General features: G+C 71.3%; 15 protein-coding genes. 5 read left to right on the top strand and 10 right to left on the bottom strand.

Annotation, left to right across the window (positions count from 1 at the left end; all coding sequences use genetic code 11):
• Nucleotides 1-118: 118 nt before the first annotated feature.
• Nucleotides 119-718: a hypothetical protein gene (locus OHB44_RS01275; RefSeq protein ID WP_238687675.1), complete on the top strand. Its 600-nt coding sequence runs from the start codon at nt 119-121 to the stop codon at nt 716-718.
• On the opposite strand, the gene OHB44_RS01270 is transcribed toward OHB44_RS01275, so the two are convergent.
• The 3 genes from OHB44_RS01270 to OHB44_RS01260 all read right to left on the bottom strand — a co-directional run bounded on the left by OHB44_RS01270 (nt 686) and on the right by OHB44_RS01260 (nt 2370).
• Entirely contained in the window at nt 686-1084 is a 399-nt protein-coding gene (locus OHB44_RS01270) for a hypothetical protein (protein WP_238658498.1), read from the bottom strand. The two genes, OHB44_RS01275 and OHB44_RS01270, sit on opposite strands and share 33 nt — an antisense overlap.
• Nucleotides 1085-1297: 213 nt before the next feature.
• Complete coding sequence (locus tag OHB44_RS01265) at nt 1298-1519, bottom strand: DUF397 domain-containing protein (protein ID WP_091396369.1); 222 nt, start codon at nt 1517-1519, stop codon at nt 1298-1300.
• Entirely contained in the window at nt 1489-2370 is an 882-nt protein-coding gene (locus OHB44_RS01260; RefSeq protein WP_091396372.1) for a helix-turn-helix domain-containing protein, read from the bottom strand. The genes OHB44_RS01265 and OHB44_RS01260 overlap by 31 nt, the downstream gene beginning before the upstream one ends.
• Nucleotides 2371-2994: 624 nt before the next feature.
• Between OHB44_RS01260 and OHB44_RS01255 the strand changes: the two genes are divergently transcribed.
• Together OHB44_RS01255 and OHB44_RS01250 are read left to right on the top strand one after the other, a co-directional pair.
• Nucleotides 2995-3279: a hypothetical protein gene (locus OHB44_RS01255; protein WP_091396374.1), complete on the top strand. Its 285-nt coding sequence runs from the start codon at nt 2995-2997 to the stop codon at nt 3277-3279.
• 103 nt (nt 3280-3382) lie between these two features.
• Nucleotides 3383-3838 carry a hypothetical protein gene (locus tag OHB44_RS01250; protein ID WP_442932647.1) on the top strand — a complete coding sequence of 152 codons (456 nt, stop codon included), beginning with the start codon at nt 3383-3385 and terminating at the stop codon, nt 3836-3838.
• Nucleotides 3839-3845: 7 nt separating this feature from the next.
• On the opposite strand, the gene OHB44_RS01245 is transcribed toward OHB44_RS01250, so the two are convergent.
• Together OHB44_RS01245 and OHB44_RS01240 are read right to left on the bottom strand one after the other, a co-directional pair.
• A complete protein-coding gene (locus tag OHB44_RS01245) occupies nt 3846-4697 on the bottom strand; it encodes a PASTA domain-containing protein (protein WP_330439411.1) in 852 nt (283 codons plus the stop codon).
• Between the two features lie 161 nt (nt 4698-4858).
• Complete coding sequence (locus tag OHB44_RS01240) at nt 4859-5539, bottom strand: PASTA domain-containing protein (protein ID WP_330439410.1); 681 nt, start codon at nt 5537-5539, stop codon at nt 4859-4861.
• A 123-nt stretch (nt 5540-5662) separates the two neighbouring features.
• Between OHB44_RS01240 and OHB44_RS01235 the strand changes: the two genes are divergently transcribed.
• Nucleotides 5663-7096: a hypothetical protein gene (locus OHB44_RS01235; protein ID WP_330439409.1), complete on the top strand. Its 1434-nt coding sequence runs from the start codon at nt 5663-5665 to the stop codon at nt 7094-7096.
• A gap of 174 nt (nt 7097-7270) precedes the next feature.
• Here the strand turns inward: OHB44_RS01235 and OHB44_RS01230 are convergent, their stop codons facing one another.
• Both OHB44_RS01230 and OHB44_RS01225 read right to left on the bottom strand, forming a co-directional pair.
• A complete protein-coding gene (locus OHB44_RS01230) occupies nt 7271-8749 on the bottom strand; it encodes a glutamate--cysteine ligase (RefSeq protein WP_238687670.1) in 1479 nt (492 codons plus the stop codon).
• Nucleotides 8750-9059: 310 nt separating this feature from the next.
• Entirely contained in the window at nt 9060-9641 is a 582-nt protein-coding gene (locus OHB44_RS01225) for a YceI family protein (RefSeq protein ID WP_330439408.1), read from the bottom strand.
• A gap of 99 nt (nt 9642-9740) precedes the next feature.
• Between OHB44_RS01225 and OHB44_RS01220 the strand changes: the two genes are divergently transcribed.
• Nucleotides 9741-10259: a MarR family winged helix-turn-helix transcriptional regulator gene (locus tag OHB44_RS01220; protein WP_238687668.1), complete on the top strand. Its 519-nt coding sequence runs from the start codon at nt 9741-9743 to the stop codon at nt 10257-10259.
• A 230-nt stretch (nt 10260-10489) separates the two neighbouring features.
• On the opposite strand, the gene OHB44_RS01215 is transcribed toward OHB44_RS01220, so the two are convergent.
• The 3 genes from OHB44_RS01215 to OHB44_RS01205 form a co-directional block, all read right to left on the bottom strand.
• Complete coding sequence (locus tag OHB44_RS01215; protein WP_330439407.1) at nt 10490-13144, bottom strand: ATP-binding protein; 2655 nt, start codon at nt 13142-13144, stop codon at nt 10490-10492.
• 133 nt (nt 13145-13277) lie between these two features.
• Nucleotides 13278-14426: an acyl-CoA dehydrogenase family protein gene (locus OHB44_RS01210; protein WP_330439406.1), complete on the bottom strand. Its 1149-nt coding sequence runs from the start codon at nt 14424-14426 to the stop codon at nt 13278-13280.
• A 78-nt stretch (nt 14427-14504) separates the two neighbouring features.
• On the bottom strand, nt 14505-16037 hold the full coding sequence (locus OHB44_RS01205; protein WP_238669690.1) for an acyl-CoA carboxylase subunit beta: 1533 nt from the start codon (nt 16035-16037) through the stop codon (nt 14505-14507).
• Nucleotides 16038-16105 lie beyond the last annotated feature (68 nt).

Here is a 16105-nt window from a genome sequence, read left to right as displayed (position 1 = left end):
TTGAACATGTCGAAACGGCCATACCTTCGAGTGATGACCCCCTACGGGCCCGGCGTCCGGGGCGAACGGGGGACGCGCCCGGATTCGCCTCGCCGGAATTCGGGAAAGACTCTCGAACATGGAGAGTCAGCTCACCATCCTGCTTCCGGTCGCCGCCGTCTGGCTGGCCGCCGGCGTCGTTGCCGACGGCCTCCCCGGGCTGCGCAACACCCGCATGCTGCGTCGGCGTACCGGATGGTTGCTGGCGCTGACCCTCACCGGCGTGGCGCTCACCGCGGCCGTGCTCGGCGGCGGGCTGCTCAGCGCCGGCACCGCGCCGGTCGACCGGGCCGCCGCCGGGCTCACAGTGGCCGCCGGCCCGGCGCTGGTGGCGACGGTCTGCTCGGTACGACGGATCCGCCGGCTCTGGGCAGGTGCGGGCGCGTTCGCCAGTGCCCCCGCCACCCCCGCGCCGCACGGGCTGCGCGCCGCCGCGGCCCACCCGCTCGTCGGGCTGCCACCACAGGTCACCGCCCTGGCCACGCTGCCGGCGTTGATCGCCGCCGCCGGTGCCGACCTCGGCGCCGACCCCGGCGTCACCGGGCCGGCGATCACGGTGGGGGCACTAGCGGTGATCGCCATCGGGGTCCGGCACGCGCTACGCCACAACCGCCTCGCGGAGCGGGCCCAGCCCGCCGTCGCAGGGTCAACGCGGGCGGCTGGCGCTCTGCACGTATAGCAGTTCCAGGATCGACCTGGTGGCCTCGAACCAGCGGTCCAGCCAGTCCTGCGAGGGCACTGTGCCCTTCGGCGGCAACTCCATCAGCAGACCCCGCAGCAACGGGTGGTCCGCCAGGGACTCGGGCGGCTCCATCGGCCAGCCCGCCGGCGGGAACGACGGCTCGATCAGCGGGTTCGGGTCCAGTGAGGGCAGCGAGAGCGGAGGATCCGTCGTCTCGGAAGCACCCTCCCGACCGCTCAACTCCTGGTCGGTCGAGACCACCTCGGTCAGAACCGTGTCCCGACGAGCACCGCGGTACTTGCCACCGAACCGCTCCGGCTTTGCCGGACCGGTGGTGAGGTTGTCTGAACCGATCGTCGTCATCCGTCTCGCCTACTCGCTCGGTTGCGGGTCGGTGCGGCGGGTCGTCGACCAGCGCCGTACCGATCGGTTCAACGAGACGGGGACGCTCTGGCGACGGGAATCCCGACGGAACCTCTCCGACCCCCGCCGCGACGCGACAGGCAGCCGCGCCCACCGCGGACACGGCAAAGTCCCCGTCCGGCGAACCGGACGGGGACTCCATTGACCAGTCGGTCAGACCGCGCCGAACACACCACCCCGGGTGCCGGCAACGAAGGAGTGCCAGTCACCCGGCGCGAAGACCAGGGCGGGGCCCGCCTTGTCCTTCGAGTCCCGCACTCCGACCGCCCCCGTCACGTACGCCACCTCCACGCAGTTGTCACAGTTCGGCCCGCTCTTCGAGCTCTTGAACCATGCTGCCTGCGTCAGGTCCACGGGGAACCCTTTGGTCGCCATTTCCACAACGGCTCCTCTGCCAGTTTTGCGATGTGTGCGACGGACTCCTCCGGACGTATGGCCGCAGCGCGGATGTGATCGAAGATGAAGCTGTACTTCTGTAGTTCGTCGCTCTTCTCGAGGAAAAGCCCACCCGTGGCGTTCTCCGCGTACACAACATCCGGATCACCGGGCTCAGGGAAGCTGAGGATCGTGAACGTGCCGTCCATGCCGGCATGCGCACCCACCTCGAAGGGCAGGATCTGCAGCGTCACGTTCGGCAACTCGGCCACCTCGACCAACCGCTTGAGTTGACCGCGCATCACCTCGTCCCCGCCCACCGGCCGACTTACCACCGCCTCATCGAGCACCACCCACAGATCGACCGGATCGTCCTGGGTCAATAACGACTGACGGCCCAAACGGACACGCACTCTTTGATGCACCTGATCGGCGGTGAAGTCCGGCCGAGCCGCACGGATCATGGCCCCGGCGTACTCCTCGGTCTCCAGAAGACCCGGAACGACCTGCTGTTCGTACGCCCGGATCGAACTGGCCGCCGCCTCCAGCCCGACGTATGCGCCGACGAGCACCGTGCTGTAGGGGTGCCACCAGCCCTTCTGGCGGGCCTCCCGGGCGATCTGCACGAGCTCGTCGCTCTCGGCGCCGACGACGCCGTAGATCCGCAGCATGTCCCGCACGTCGCGCGGGGTGGCCGTGGTGTGCCCGGTCTCGATCCGGGAGACCTTCGACGCCGAGCACTCCAACTGTTCGGCGACCACCTCGATGGTGATCCCGGCGGACTCCCGCTGGCGGCGCAGCTCGGCCCCGAGCCGCCGCCGTCTGATGGTGGGACTGCGCCGCTCACTCATCGCGCAACCCGTGAGTCACTGGTCCCCGCCGCTGGCTGCTCGACCCCACTCGGGCTACCTCCGGTAACGCGCCACTGGTGACACCCGCCGGGGGCGCGACCGTCGACCGGCGAGCGTTCGCGACGAAGGGGTGGTGCCGGTCCTCGGCCGGCCGCGACGGGCGAAACCGGTCCCCAGTCTGCCGCCCGGACGCGGATGGCTTCAATAGGCCTTTCGCGCGACACGCTCACGTATCGGCAAAAGTCGACGTGCAACTTGCATGAAGCACGTCCCTGATGCACTCTGTCCGTATGGCACGGATCACTCAGCGTCTCCGTCCGGTCCCTCCGAGTGGTGAACCCACCGCTTCGGGGAAGCCGGGCACGGCGCGGGCCCGGCCGACGACAACGCGACCTGCTCCGGGGTAAGGACCCCGCCGCTGCAAGCCGGCAAGCTGCGGCGGCGGGCGCGGTTCCCGGAAGCAACCGGGTGGTGGTCGGGTGGCGGCACGTCACCAGCGGGGTACGGCCCGACCACCGCCATCCGCACCACCGGTTCACGAGGCACGACCCCGTCACCGGCCGAGACGTCCCCCGTTCAGGCACCGCCGGCGCAACCGCCGGCCGATCCTCCCCAGGAGCCCATGTGCTTCCCCGCACCGGTGACGTACTGCACGTGACACGCGCGGCGAGTGTCCAGTTCCTCAGGCCGATCAAGTTCCGGGTGATCCGGGTGCTCGACTGGCCGACCTATGACGGCTGGCTCTGGCTCGACGGCTACGAGTTGAACGCCGCGGGCGACGCTGTCACCCGACGGTCGATCTTCGTCCAGCGGGAAGGGCTGCAGCAACTGCAGGCCGCCCCCGAACCCCGTCCGCACACAGTGCGGGCCCGCCGCCCGGTCGCGCGTACCCCGCTCCGGGTGGGCTGACCGACCCGAACCGCCGCCGGTGGGCGTGCCGTCGCCATAGAATCGGTACGCCCACCCCGGCACCGTTCCACCGCTCGTCCAGGACCCTGACCCTGGGATGGTCATGGTCAATCAGCCCGCCCTGCGGCGGCACCACCGCTCCCGTATCGCCTATGCCATCGGACTCCTCGCCCTCCTCGGGGCGATGGCGACACTCCTGGTCCTCGTCCGCGACCCGGCGATGTCGTCCACCCGGCTGACCGCACCGGTGCCCGCACCGGAGATCACCGTGCTCGACTCCGACCCGCCGACGGGCGACGGTCAGTCGATCTACGAGGAACCTGGCTGGATCGACACCGGCACCCCTGCCGACCACGCTGGTGGTGCCGACCCGACCGGGCCGGTGTCCGGCCTTGGCGCCGGCGGCCAGTCCGACGGCCCCCAGGAACTCACCGAAGCCGCTCCGGCCGGGCACAGCGCAACTGACATCCGCCGCTCCCTCTTCTGGTCCGGCATCTTCGGCCTCGCCATCTCGCTGGCCGGCATCGGTCTCGTCGGCACCCGCCGCCGGATGTGGTGACCAGCGGTCACGGTGTGTTCGTCACCGTGGGGCTCGGCGTGGTCGGGCTCGACCCGCTCGGCGGCACGGCCTGCGAGATGATCAACAACACCTCGTCGTCGGTCGACACCGACGTGCCCGCCTCCGGCTCGGTGCCCACCACCGTCCCCGGTGGCAGCTCCGACGGGCGGTACACCACCCGGTAGGCCAGGCCGAGCCGAGCCAACAGCCCCTCGGCGGTGGCCTGTGGCAGGCCGGCGAGCGGTGGCACGGGCAGCTCATCCGGCGCGTCAGTGGTCGGCGAACTGCTCGGCGACTCGCTGGTGGGCGCCGTCGACGTGGGGGCTGCGCTGGTCGGCGGGGTCCTGGGGGCACTGGTCGGCGGAGGGGACGGGGTGGGCCCCGGATCGTTGCGGTCGTCGTCCTGCTGGGCGAGCACCACCCAGAGCGCGCCCCCGAGCAGGCCGGCGAGCAGCAGCGCCAGCACGCCCCAGAGGATCGGCGACCACCACCGCCGACCACCCTGCTCCTCGACGTACCACTCACCGCCGGCGTCATCCGGTCGAGGCGAGCGCACCTCGGCCCGACCGGACCAGGCTGGCGGTATCGGCGCCGTCCGGTCGGCCGGCGGACCCGGCCGGGTGCCGGCGGACCGGTCGATCGGCATGGTCTGGTCGGGAGACAGGTCGGGACGAGCCGGGACAGTCCGGTCTATCGGTGCCGTCTCGTCCGGGCCGGTGGCCGCTGGCGTCGGTTGCGTCGGCTCCGGTCGGTCGGCGGCGGGCCCGGTCGGGGCCGGCCGATCAGCGGCGGAGGGCAGGGGGCGGGTCCGGTCGTCGTCGTGCTCGCCGGCGGGAGGCTCCTGGCGGTCGTCGCTCATCGCACGTCCTTTCCCGAACCCGGACGGGCGTCATGGCCCTCGACCGCCAACCTAGTCGCCCACACCCCCATCGGTGGGGACCAGCGTGCCGAGCCGCGCCGGCTGTCGGCGGGACAGGACGGCGGGTAGGCACCGGCAGGCTCGAACCCGCCGGCCTGACCTCACTGCGTGGGGTTCGCGGTCGGCTGGTTGTCCGAGCCGCACCAGATGCTGACCTGGTCGTTCCACCGGGCCGGGCCGTCCTCGGCGGGCTCCTGCCGGCTGACCTTCCCGGTACGTCCGCTGAGGTAGCGCGGGTAGAGGCCCTCGTCGACCAACTCGTCGGCGGCGTCGGCGCAACTCTTGCCGACCACGTCCGGCACCTCGGCGGCCGGCGCCGGCCCGGCGACCTGTAGTTGCACCGTCGTCCCCCGGGCGACAGCGGTGCCCACGGCCGGTGTGGTGCTCTCGACCGTACGGCCGGCGCCGCCACCGAAGACCAGCCGCCAACCCAGCCGCTGCTTGCGCAGCGTATCCCTGGCCTGCTCGAAGTCGGTGCCGATCACCGGCGGCACGGTCAGGCCGGCCGCCTTGGTCGGGGTGGCGGAGGTCTGGACCGCCGACGGTGTCGGCCGGCCGCTGCTCGGTCGGGGTGCGGTGACCCTGGTGGTCGACGCGCCAGCCGTGGTCGCAACGGCCAGCGGGTCACCAGAGGGTGCGTCGTCCTCGCCGGCCAGCAACCAGCCGCCGGTCGCACCCACGGCGGCGAGCAGCACCGCCGCCAACCCACCACCGAGCACGACGCTGGCCCGGCCCGCACCGCCACCGGCGGCATTCTGCTGGCCCGTGTTCGTGTCCGTCATAACGCCCACCGCCTCATCACCGGCGACCGTACCGCCCGCCGCCCAACCCGCCCGCACCGGCGGTCCACACCGGCGGGTCCTTGCGACTCGCCGCGCCGACGACGGGACGTTACGCTGCCCGGCATGGCCAGACAGGGCTGGGGAGTGTCGATCGCGACGGCGATCGGGGTCGCTGCCGGCGCGGGTGCCGCACAACTGGGCTTCGGCTACGGGCTCGGCGTCATCACCTGGACGCCCACCGATGCCGGTGCGACCGACACCGCCTGGGCGGACGGCCTTGCCTGGGCCACCTGGCTCGCCGCCAGCTCGACGGTCCTCGGCGCGGTCTGCGCGCAGCGGCTGCACCAACGGAACGCTCCGGCGAAGGCCGTGATCTCTCCGGAAACGCCGCCCGACGGTGCTGCCCGCCACGAGGGCCCGCAGCTCGACGATCGGAGGCCGGGGCACGAGAGCCCGGTTGACGGGCCTTCACCCGCCGTCGACACGGGCCGCCCGGAGGTGGCGGGCACGCCACCACCGGTGGCCGAGCCGCCGGTCCACGACCGAGGTGGCCTGCTGCGCCGGGCGACCCTGGCGCTTGGCGCCGGGCTGGGCGGGCTGGTCACTGTGCTGTTGATCGCGGTACCCGCGCGGGTCGCGACCGGCGCGGACACCGGCGCTCCGCAACGGACGGCCGCCGTACAGGCGACGCTGGGCATTCTGATCGGCGTCCTCGTCGCGATCTGGGCGCTTCGCTCCCGAGCAGCAGCGGTCAACGTGACAGCGACGGCCGCCTGGCTCTGGCTGCTCGCGGTGATCTCCGTGATCGACGGGGTACGCGTCGGACGAGGGCTGACCGGCGCCCAACTCGGCACCTGGCAGTTCGACCCGGACCACGCCCGGTACTGGATCGGGGGCCAGCTCTACTGGCCCGGTGCGCTGCTGGCGCTGGTGCCCGCGCTGCTGATCGGCGTACTGGCCGCCCGGCGGTCCGCCCGCTCGGGCGGGCACCGCGTCGGTGCGGCGGCCTCCGGCGCGGCAGGCCCGGTGCTCGTCGCGCTCGCCTACCTGACCACCCTGCCGCACTGGTCGACGCTGGGCCCCGCGCAGCTGTCCACCCAGCTGATCGCCCCGTACGCGGTGATCGCCGGTATCGGCGGCTCGGTGCTGGCCGCCCGCCTCGGCGAGCGAAGCGAGCGAAACCGCCCGGCCGAACAGAGCCGCCCGGCCGAGGTGAGTGCGGCGCCCCGGGACACGGTGGCCGACCCGGCCCCGGTCGCCGAGACCGAGCCCGCGCCGCCGGTCTCCGGCTCGACCGCCACAACCTCAGCCTCGACGGCCGGCTCCACGGCCTCGACGGCCGGGACCTCAGCGCGGCGCAGAAGGGCCGACGCCCCACCGCAGACGCCCCGGACGGGCTCGCCGCCGCCCGACGCCAGCGCCGTACCGCAGGTTCCCGCCCCGCGTACGGACCCGGACCTCGCGGATCCGGCCGGTCGTCCCACCGAAGCAACAGCGGCAGAGGATCTGACCCCCACCAGCCGGCGCACCCGCGCAGCACGCCGCACCACCGACTAACCCCGACCCACCCTGGCCCCCCGGCCCATCTAGGCCCCTGACCCACCTGTTGATCATGAAGTTGTTGCCACCTCGCCCGGCGTGTCATGGCAATAACTTCATGGTCAACGCGTTCGGGGGTGGGGTGGGGCCCGGGGTGGGTGGGGTGGGTGGGGTCGGGTGGGGTGGGGTGGGCTAGGTGGTTGGCCAGGTGTGGACGGGTTCGTTGGTGCGCTGGAGTTCGGCGTAGCGCTGGACCATGTGGTGCAACGCGTCCGTCCGGTCCATGCCGTGGTGCCGTTCCGCCGCCCAGACCGCCTCGGTCTGCCAGACGGCACCGTTGCGGCCGGTACGGCAGCGCTGCTCGATGATGTCGAGCAGCCGGTCCCGCTGCGCCGGGGCGACACCGAACCCGTCCAGACCGGTGGCGGCGGTGGGCAGCAGTTGGTCAAGGACCAGCTTGGTGACCGGCACGTCGCCGAGCCCGGGCCAGTGCAGCACGGCGTCGAGGCCACGTCGGGCGGCGGCGTGGAAGTTCTCCTCGGCGGAGCTGAAGGTGAGTTGACTCCAGATCGGTCGGTCGGCCTCGGCCAGACCGCGTACCAGCCCGAAGTAGAAGGCCGCGTTGGCCAGCATGTCCACCACCGTCGGACCGGCCGGCAGCACCCGGTTCTCCACTCGCAGGTGAGGGCGGCCGTTCATGATGTCGTAGACCGGACGGTTCCACCGGTAGACGGTGCCGTTGTGCAACCGCAGCTCCCCGAGCTGTGGCACACCTCCGGCGTGCAGGACCTCCACCGGGTCCTCGTCCTCGCAGATCGGCAGCAGCGGCGGGAAGTACCTGACGTTCTCCTCGAACAAGTCGAAGATCGAGGTGATCCACCGTTCGCCGAACCACACCCGCGGCCGTACTCCCTGGGCCTTCAGCTCGTCTGGGCGGGTGTCGGTGGCCTGCTGGAACAGGGCGATCCGTGTTTCGGCCCACAGTTGGCGGCCGTACAGGAAGGGGCTGTTCGCCCCGACTGCCACCTGCACCCCGGCGATGGCCTGGGACGCGTTCCAGTAGTCGGCGAAGCTGTCCGGGGCGACCTGGAGGTGGAACTGGAGGCTCGTGCAGGCGGCCTCGGGGGCGATCGAGTCGGTGTGCGTGCGTAACTGCTCGACGCCGCGAATGTCCAGCTCGATGTCCTCGCCCCGGGCGCCGACGATCTGGTCGTTGAGCACCCGGTAACGCTCGTTGGTGGAGAGGTTGTCCTCGACCAGGTGCCCCTCGGTGAGGGTGGGCAGGATGCCGACCAGGACGATCTTCGCGTCGGACCTGGCGGCACGCTCGTCGGCCCGGGAGAGGCTGCCGCGCAGGTCGTGCTCGTAGTCGGCGAAACCGGTGCCCTCGATCAGTCGGGGCTCGGCGTTGAGTTCAAGGTTGAACTGCCCCAACTCGGTCTGGAAGAGAGGGTCCGCGATGTCGGCGAGGATCTCCTCGTTGCGCATCGCCGGCTCGGCGGCCGAGTCGACCAGGTTGAGTTCGATCTCCAGGCCGGTCATCGGCCGGTCGGCGTCGAAGCCGAAGTCGTCAAGCATCAGGGCGAAGACGTCCAGGCACCGCCGCACCTTCTGCCGATATCGGACGCGATCATCCCGGGTGAAGGCGCCCTCTGAGACGTCCCTGCCCATGTGTCCTCCCGACGGCCGGCGCGGTCGGGATCATGCCGTCCCGGAAGCGCTTTGTGAAGCATCCACGGTAAGAGCGCCCACCTGACCGGGGCCAGAGGCCGACGGCGTTGATCCGACGGCGACCGGAGCGGACGCGCTCGTGGCGCCATCTGTACCCCGTCGTCGACTGGCTGGACCCGATTGCGGTGCGAACAACCCGTGACAATTACCACCAGTGGGAACGACGCAGGGCCCGCGCCGACGTGCGGCGCGGGCCCTGCGTTTCGGATCGCCGTGAGGGTTCCCCTGCCCTCCGGCGATCACTGGGACATCAGGCCTGACGGACGGCCTCGCCCTCGATCTCGATCTTGATCTTGCGGCTGACCAGCACGCCCCCGGTCTCCAGGGCGACGTTCCAGGTCAGGCCGAACTCCTCGCGGTCGATCTCGGTGCTCGCGGAGAAGCCGAAGATGTCCTGGCCGAACGGGCTGCGGCCGACACCCTCGAACTCCACCTCCAGCTCGACCGGGCGGGTGACGTCCTTGATGGTCAGCTCACCGGTGAGCACGAACTCGCTGCCGCGACGGGACTTGACCCCGGTGCTGCGGAACTCGAGCGTCGGGAACTTCTCGGCGTCCAGGAACTCGGGGCTGCGCAGGTGGGCGTCCCGGTCGGTCTGGGTGGTGTCGACGCTGGCGGCCTGAATGGTGGCGACGACCGACGACTGCAGCGGGTCCTCGGCGACGGTGATGGTGGCGGTGGCCTCGTTGAACTCACCGCGAACCTTGCTCACCATCATGTGCCGGGCAACGAAGCCGACCCGCTTGTGCGCCACGTCGAGCGCGTAGGTGCCGGCCGCCGGGATGGTGAGGCTGTCCCAGTCGCGGGTAACCGCTTCGATGCTGCTGGTCATGGTGCTGTCCTCCAGGAGATTGTTTAATAGCCCAACGACTGCTTGAGCAACTATAACCGTTGCAACATTCCTCGTGTCAACCACTGGTATGATGAACGGGTGACCAACGTCTTCGACGATCCCCGGATCACCGCCGTCGGCCTGCTCTTCGAGGCACACGCCGGGCTGTCAGCCCGGTTCAACGCCCAACTCGAGGAGCACGGCCTCTCCGCGGTCGAGTTCGAGGTCATCACCCGACTGGCCCGCTCGCCGGGCAACCAACTACGCATGACCGACCTCGCCGCACAGACCTCCCTGTCCACCAGCGGAGTGACCCGGGTGGTCGACCGGATGGAGCGCGACGGGTTGCTCACCCGCCGGGCCTGCCCGAACGACCGACGCAGCTCGTACGCGGTGGTCACCGCCGCCGGGATACAACGCCTGAACGAGACGCTGCCCGGGCATCTGCAGATGATCGAGCAGTGGTTCACCGGGCAGCTCGACCCCGAGGCGCTGGCGGCCCTCCTCGACGGGTTACGGCGGGTCCGCGACGCCGCGCATCCGTGCGCGACCGCCGGCAGTGACGACGTCAGCCCGGAGCAGGTCGCCGCCACCGGCAACGCCACCCGACGGCACTGATCAGCACCCGCCGTCGGGCGGCGGCAGCGGCAGAAAGACCGGCAGAAATGACCCAGCCAAGCTGGATGATTCGGTCCAAGCCGACTTTCTGCCACCGCATCGGTGGCAGGCTTTCCGCACCGGGGATCACCGGGGGGTGACGGCGCGGGCGATCAGCGAGGGGTAGCACCAAAGGGGGCTCTTCGCCCGCGCCACTCTCCCGTCGCGATCCGCTCGTGGGAAGGCGCAGGCTACTGAGCCGGTCCACCTCGGCCGGCGAGCAGCGCGTAGAGCAGGCCCGACTCCTGCGGCAACAGCCGGATACCGCTCTCCACACAGACCCGGTCCAGTCGATCGAGCACCGCCGGGTCCGCAGTGCTCGCAGCCAGCCCAACCAGCGCCTCCACCGCATCGCGGCGTTCCTGCCCCGCATGGTCGGCGGCGGCCGCGAACCACTCGGCAGCCAACTCCCGGTCTCCCCGGTGCAGCGCCAGGTTCCCCTCGATCAGCGCACAGAGCCCGACCTCCGACCCACCCCGGGCCAGCGCCGCGTCGTCCCCGCGCGGTCGCGGCACGGCCGGTCGCGCCGGGACTGCCTCCACGCCCCCGGCCCGCAACTCGGTCAGCACCTCGGTCGCCTCCGCGGCCCGCCCGTCCTGGGCGAGCGCCAGCCCGACGGTCCCGAGAACCCGACGGCGACGCCCGGGATCACCCAACTCGGACAGGGCGGCGATCGCCCGCCGACCACGATCGATGGCGTCCGCGTACCAGCCTTCCAGTCGGGCGACCTCGGCTCGGTTGGCCCAGCCCAACACCCGCAGTCGCTGCTCCCCACTCTCGGCGGCGAGTCGGTCCACAGCGGCGAGCCGGCGGCGCGCTGCAGCCAGATCGCCCGCGCGGATCTCGTGCCAGGCGAGGCTGTTCTGGGCCACCGCCAGGTCTCGGGTCCGCCCGTTGCGGGCGGCCAACCGCAGTAGCGCCTCGGCCTGCTCGCGAGCCTCGTCCTGCCATCCCACGGAGATCAGCAGGGTGCCGAGCACGTTTCGCGCCTCCAACTCCCCGGTGACGTCGCCGGCCTGTTGAAAGGTGTCCAACGCCGCACGGGCCGTCGACAACTCCTCGGCACCCGCGCCGTGCTCCGCCGCCAGCCGGGCGACCCCGAGGGCGGCCCAGCCACGCAGAAGAGGGTCGGCGTCGGCGGTTCGCGGGTCCGCCAGCAGCCGCCGCAACCACTGCCGCCCGACGACGTCGCGTCCGCGGAAACGCCACCAGCGGGTCAGGCAGGCCGCCAGCCGCAGCGCGGTCAACGGGTCGTCGGTAGTCGCGTGGGCCAACGACGAGCTGATGTCGCTGCTCATCTCGTCCAGCCGGTGCACCGCGTCGGGTAACCGTGGGCCGATCAGGTCGCTGGCGGTACGGGCCACCAGGCGCGCGATGACCTCGGCGTGTCGACGCCGGATACAGGTCAGCTCACCCGCACCGGCCGCCTGCTCGACGGCGTAGTCACGGACCGCGTCGAGCAGCCGGAACCGGAACGATCCGGTTCCGCGTACGCTCAGCAGCCCCAACTCGACGAAGCGGTCCAACAGGGGAACCGGATCGATCGCCACGGTGCCGTCCCGATCGGCCTCGTCGGCGAGCATCTCCTCGGCCAACTCGACCGACCACCGGTTACCGAAGACGGCCAACTGCCGCAGCGCGGCCTGCTCGTCCGCCGCCAACAGGCGGTAGCTGAACGCCACCGCGTCCCGCAGGGTGACGGCGACCGAGACCGCAGCACGGGTGTCGGGTCCGCTCGTCCGACTGCCGGGAGCCTCCGGTGCGTCCCAGGCCGGGTGGGCGGACGCCTCGGCCGGAGTGGCCAGGTCGAGCACCCGGTCGCCGTACCGTTCGAGCAGTTCGGTGAGGTCGAGGAGACGGCCCCGGGCCGCCATCAGCTCGATGGCCAACGGCAGCCCGCCCAACCGGCGCACCAACGCGGCGAGCGCGGGCAGCTCAGCGGGGGTGGGTGGCTCGCGGCGGACCTGGGCGAGGCGGGCGGTGAACAACGCGACCGCCGGCCACGATTCGAGTCCGGAGTGCTCGGCCTCCGGTGGTGGCACGTCGAGCGGCGCGACCGGCCAGACCCGCTCGCCGGGCAACCCGACCGGGTGTCGCCCGGTGACCAGCACCCGCAGCGAGGGCAGTGCGCCGAGCAACCGGTGCACTGTCGCGGCCACCGGGCCCGGGGCGCGCTCCACCGCGTCCATTACCAGCAGCGTCGGCCGCCCGGCGAGCAGCGCCACGAGTTCGGGCAGGCGCGCCACGCCGAGCACGGACATCGAGGCGGCGAGCACGTCCGGACCGTCCGCGCCCTCGCCCACCAGGACCCCGGCAACACCGGCCGGGTGGGCGGCGGCCACCAGGTGCGCCACCGACGTCGCCAGGGCGGTCTTGCCGACGCCGGCCAACCCGACGAGGCTCACCAACCGGGGCCCTCGCTCCACGGTCAGCATTCCGGCCAACTCGGTGAGGTCGCGCTCCCGGCCGATCAACGCGACCGGCGGCGGGAGCGCGACCGACGGGTCGGCGGGTGCGGCCGCCGACGTGGCGCTGCCGGCGAGCGCGAACGTCGTCGAGGCGGCGTCCGGCGAGGCCGGTTCGGCACCGACGCCGCGGGCCGCGGTCAGGAACGCCGCCCGACTGGTGCCGGTCAGCGCCAGCGCCCCGGCGAGCAGCTCGACAGTGGTGCGTTGTGGACGGATCGACCGGCCACGCTCCAGGTCACGCACCGTACGCACACCCACCCCGGCCCGGGACGCCAGCTCGGCCTGGGTCAGGCCGGCGGCGCGTCGATGCCCGCGGAGCAGCTCCGGCAGAGTGGTACGTCCGACCGGGCTCCGCGACCAGTCATGATCCGGAGTCATGGGCACGAAGAGTACGGATGGACTCCGACCGTCGGCAGTCGAACGTCGGGCTACTGACGCCCGCTCGCCGAAACCCGACAGCCGTACGGACAGTCCGTCCGGGACGACCGGCTGATCAGTTCGGCTGGGCCACTCAGAGGCCCAGGTCCCGAGCGATGATCATGCGTTGCACCTCACTCGTGCCCTCGCCGATCTCCAGGATCTTGGAGTCCCGCCAGAACCGGGCCACCGGGTACTCGTTCATGAAGCCGTACCCGCCGTGGATCTGGGTGGCCTCCCGGGCGTTGTCCACAGCGATCGTGCTGGCGTGCAGTTTGGCGATGGCGGCCTGCCGCTTGAACGGCTCGCCGGCCAGCATCCGCGCGGCAGCGTCGTAGTACGCCAGGCGAGCGGTGTGCGCCTTCAGCTCCATGTCGGCGATCTTGAACTGGATGGCCTGGTTGGCAGCGATCGGCTGACCGAAGGCGTGCCGCTCCTTCGCGTACTTGATCGACTCGTCGACACAGCCCTGCGCGAGGCCGACGGCGAGCGCGGCGATGGCGATCCGGCCCTCGTCGAGGATCCGCAGGAACTGCGCGAAACCGCGACCCCTGGCCCCGAGCAGGTTGGCGGCCGGCACCCGACAGTCGTCGAAGGTCAGCTCGTGGGTGTCCGAGGCGGTCCAGCCCACCTTGGAGTAGCCGGGCGCGACGGTGAACCCGGGCGTGCCGGTCGGCACGATGATCGTCGACAACTCCTTGGAGCCGTCCGGGTTCGTGCCGGTCACCGCCGTGACAGTGATCATGGCCGTGATGTCGGTCCCCGAGTTGGTGATGAACGCCTTCGACCCGTTGATCACCCACTCGTCGCCGTCCAGCACCGCCCTGGTCTGCGTGCCGGCGGCGTCCGAGCCGGTGCCCGGCTCGGTGAGACCGAAGCCGGCCAGCGCCTCGCCGCTGAGCAGCCGGGGCAGCCAGGTCGCCTTCTGCTCCTCGGTGCCGAAGCGGTAGATCGGCATCGCGCCCAACGAGACCGCCGCCTCCAACGTGATGGCCACGCTGGAGTCGACCCGGGCCAACTCCTCCAGGGCGAGGCAGAGCGCGAAGTAGTCACCGCCCATGCCGCCGTGCTCCTCGGCGAAGGGCAGACCGAACAGGCCCATCTTGCCCATCTGCCGGATCACCTCGTACGGGAAGGTGTGCTGCTCGTAGTGCTCGGCGATGACCGGGGCGACCACCTCGCGGGCGAATTCCCGAACGCTCTCGCGCAGCGCCTCTTGGTCGTCGGTGAGCCGGAAGTCCATCTCATCCTCCTGTAAGGACGGTCCGCCTCGGCGCTCGTGACGCCGGGGGCGGGTCGCTGTGCGGGCCCGAGTCGATGATCAGACCGGGGTGACGCCGTGCCGACGGCGGGAGAAGTGCCGATCCTTGGTACGGGCCGCCGCGAATCGACGGACCAGCTCGGTGCGCAGGTCGTGCGGCTCGACGATGGCGTCCACCACCAACTCGCTGGCCAGCCGGACGACGTCGATGTCCTGCTCGTACTCGGCCCGCTTGGCGGCGACGAAGGCCGCCCGCTCGTCCTCGTCCGCAATGGCGGCGATCTTGTTGGCGTAGACAGCGTTCACGGCGGCCTCGGCCCCCATCACGGCGATCTTCGCGGTCGGCAGTGCGATGGTCGCGTCCGGCTCGAACCCGGGGCCGGCCATCGCGTAGAGACCGGCGCCGTACGCCTTGCGGACCACCACGCAGATCTTCGGAACTGTCGCCTCGGAGATCGCAGTGATCATCTTGGCGCCGTGCCGGATGATGCCCTGCTTCTCCACGGCGCTGCCGACCATGAAGCCGGGCACGTCGCTGAGGAACAGCAGCGGCACGTTGAACGCGTCGCAGAGCTGCACGAACCGGGTGGCCTTGTCGGCCGAGTCGACGAAGAGCACGCCGCCCTTGAACATCGAGTTGTTGCCGACCACGCCGACGACCTGACCGTCGAGACGGCCGAAGCCGATGGTCAGCTCCTTGGCCCAAAGCGCCTGGATCTCGAAGAAGGAACCCTCGTCGAGCAGACCCTTGACGTACCGCCGCATGTCGAACGCCTGCCGCTCACTGGCCGGCACCAAGGCCGCCAGGTCGGCCTTCGCGGGCGCGGCGACCGCCGGTGCGGTCGGTGGCGCCTGCGTCCAGTTCGCCGGCAGGTACGACAGGTAGGTCTTCACGACGTCGAGCGCGTCGGCCTCGGTCTTGCAGAGGAAGTGCCCGACGCCGGATTCGGCGGTGTGCACCTTCGCCCCGCCCATCGCCTCCAGCGTGGTCTTCTCGCCAGTGACCATCTCGACCATCCGGTCGGAGCCGAGGTACATGCTGGCATTGCCGTCGACCAGCGCCACCACGTCGCAGAACGCCGGGATGTACGCACCACCGGCTGCGCTCGGGCCGAACAGCGCGCAGACCTGCGGGATCGAGCCCGAGGCGCGGACCTGGTTCCAGAAGATCTTGCCGGCGCCACGCCGGCCGGGGAAGAGATCGACCTGGTCGGTGATCCGGGCGCCGGCCGAGTCGACCAGGTAGACCATCGGCACGCCGGCGCCGTACGCCCGCTCGATGATCCTGATGATCTTCTCGACGGTGCGGGCGCCCCAGCTGCCGGCCTTGACCGTGGAGTCGTTGGCCATCAGGCAGACCTGTCGGCCGTCGATGGTGGCGGTGCCGGTCACCACGCCGTCGGCGGGCAGCCCTTCGGCCATCGTGTTGGCGTAGAGGCCGTCCTCGACGAACGAGCCCTCGTCGACCAGGAGCGCGACCCGTTCACGGGCGAAGAGTTTGCCCTTGGCCGCGTTGGCCGCGTGGTACTTGTCCGCGCCGCCGGACCGGGCCCGCTTGCGCAGCTGCTCCAGTGCCTCACCGTCGAGCGTCACGCCGACTCCTCCGCCATACTGACCTGAACGATCGTTAGGCTAGCGCATCGGCGAGGTTGTCGGCGACC

Origin of the sequence: Micromonospora sp. NBC_00821 (genome assembly GCF_036347035.1) — a bacterium.
Taxonomy (GTDB): domain Bacteria; phylum Actinomycetota; class Actinomycetes; order Mycobacteriales; family Micromonosporaceae; genus Micromonospora; species Micromonospora hortensis.
This window is presented reverse-complemented; position numbering and strand designations above follow the sequence as displayed.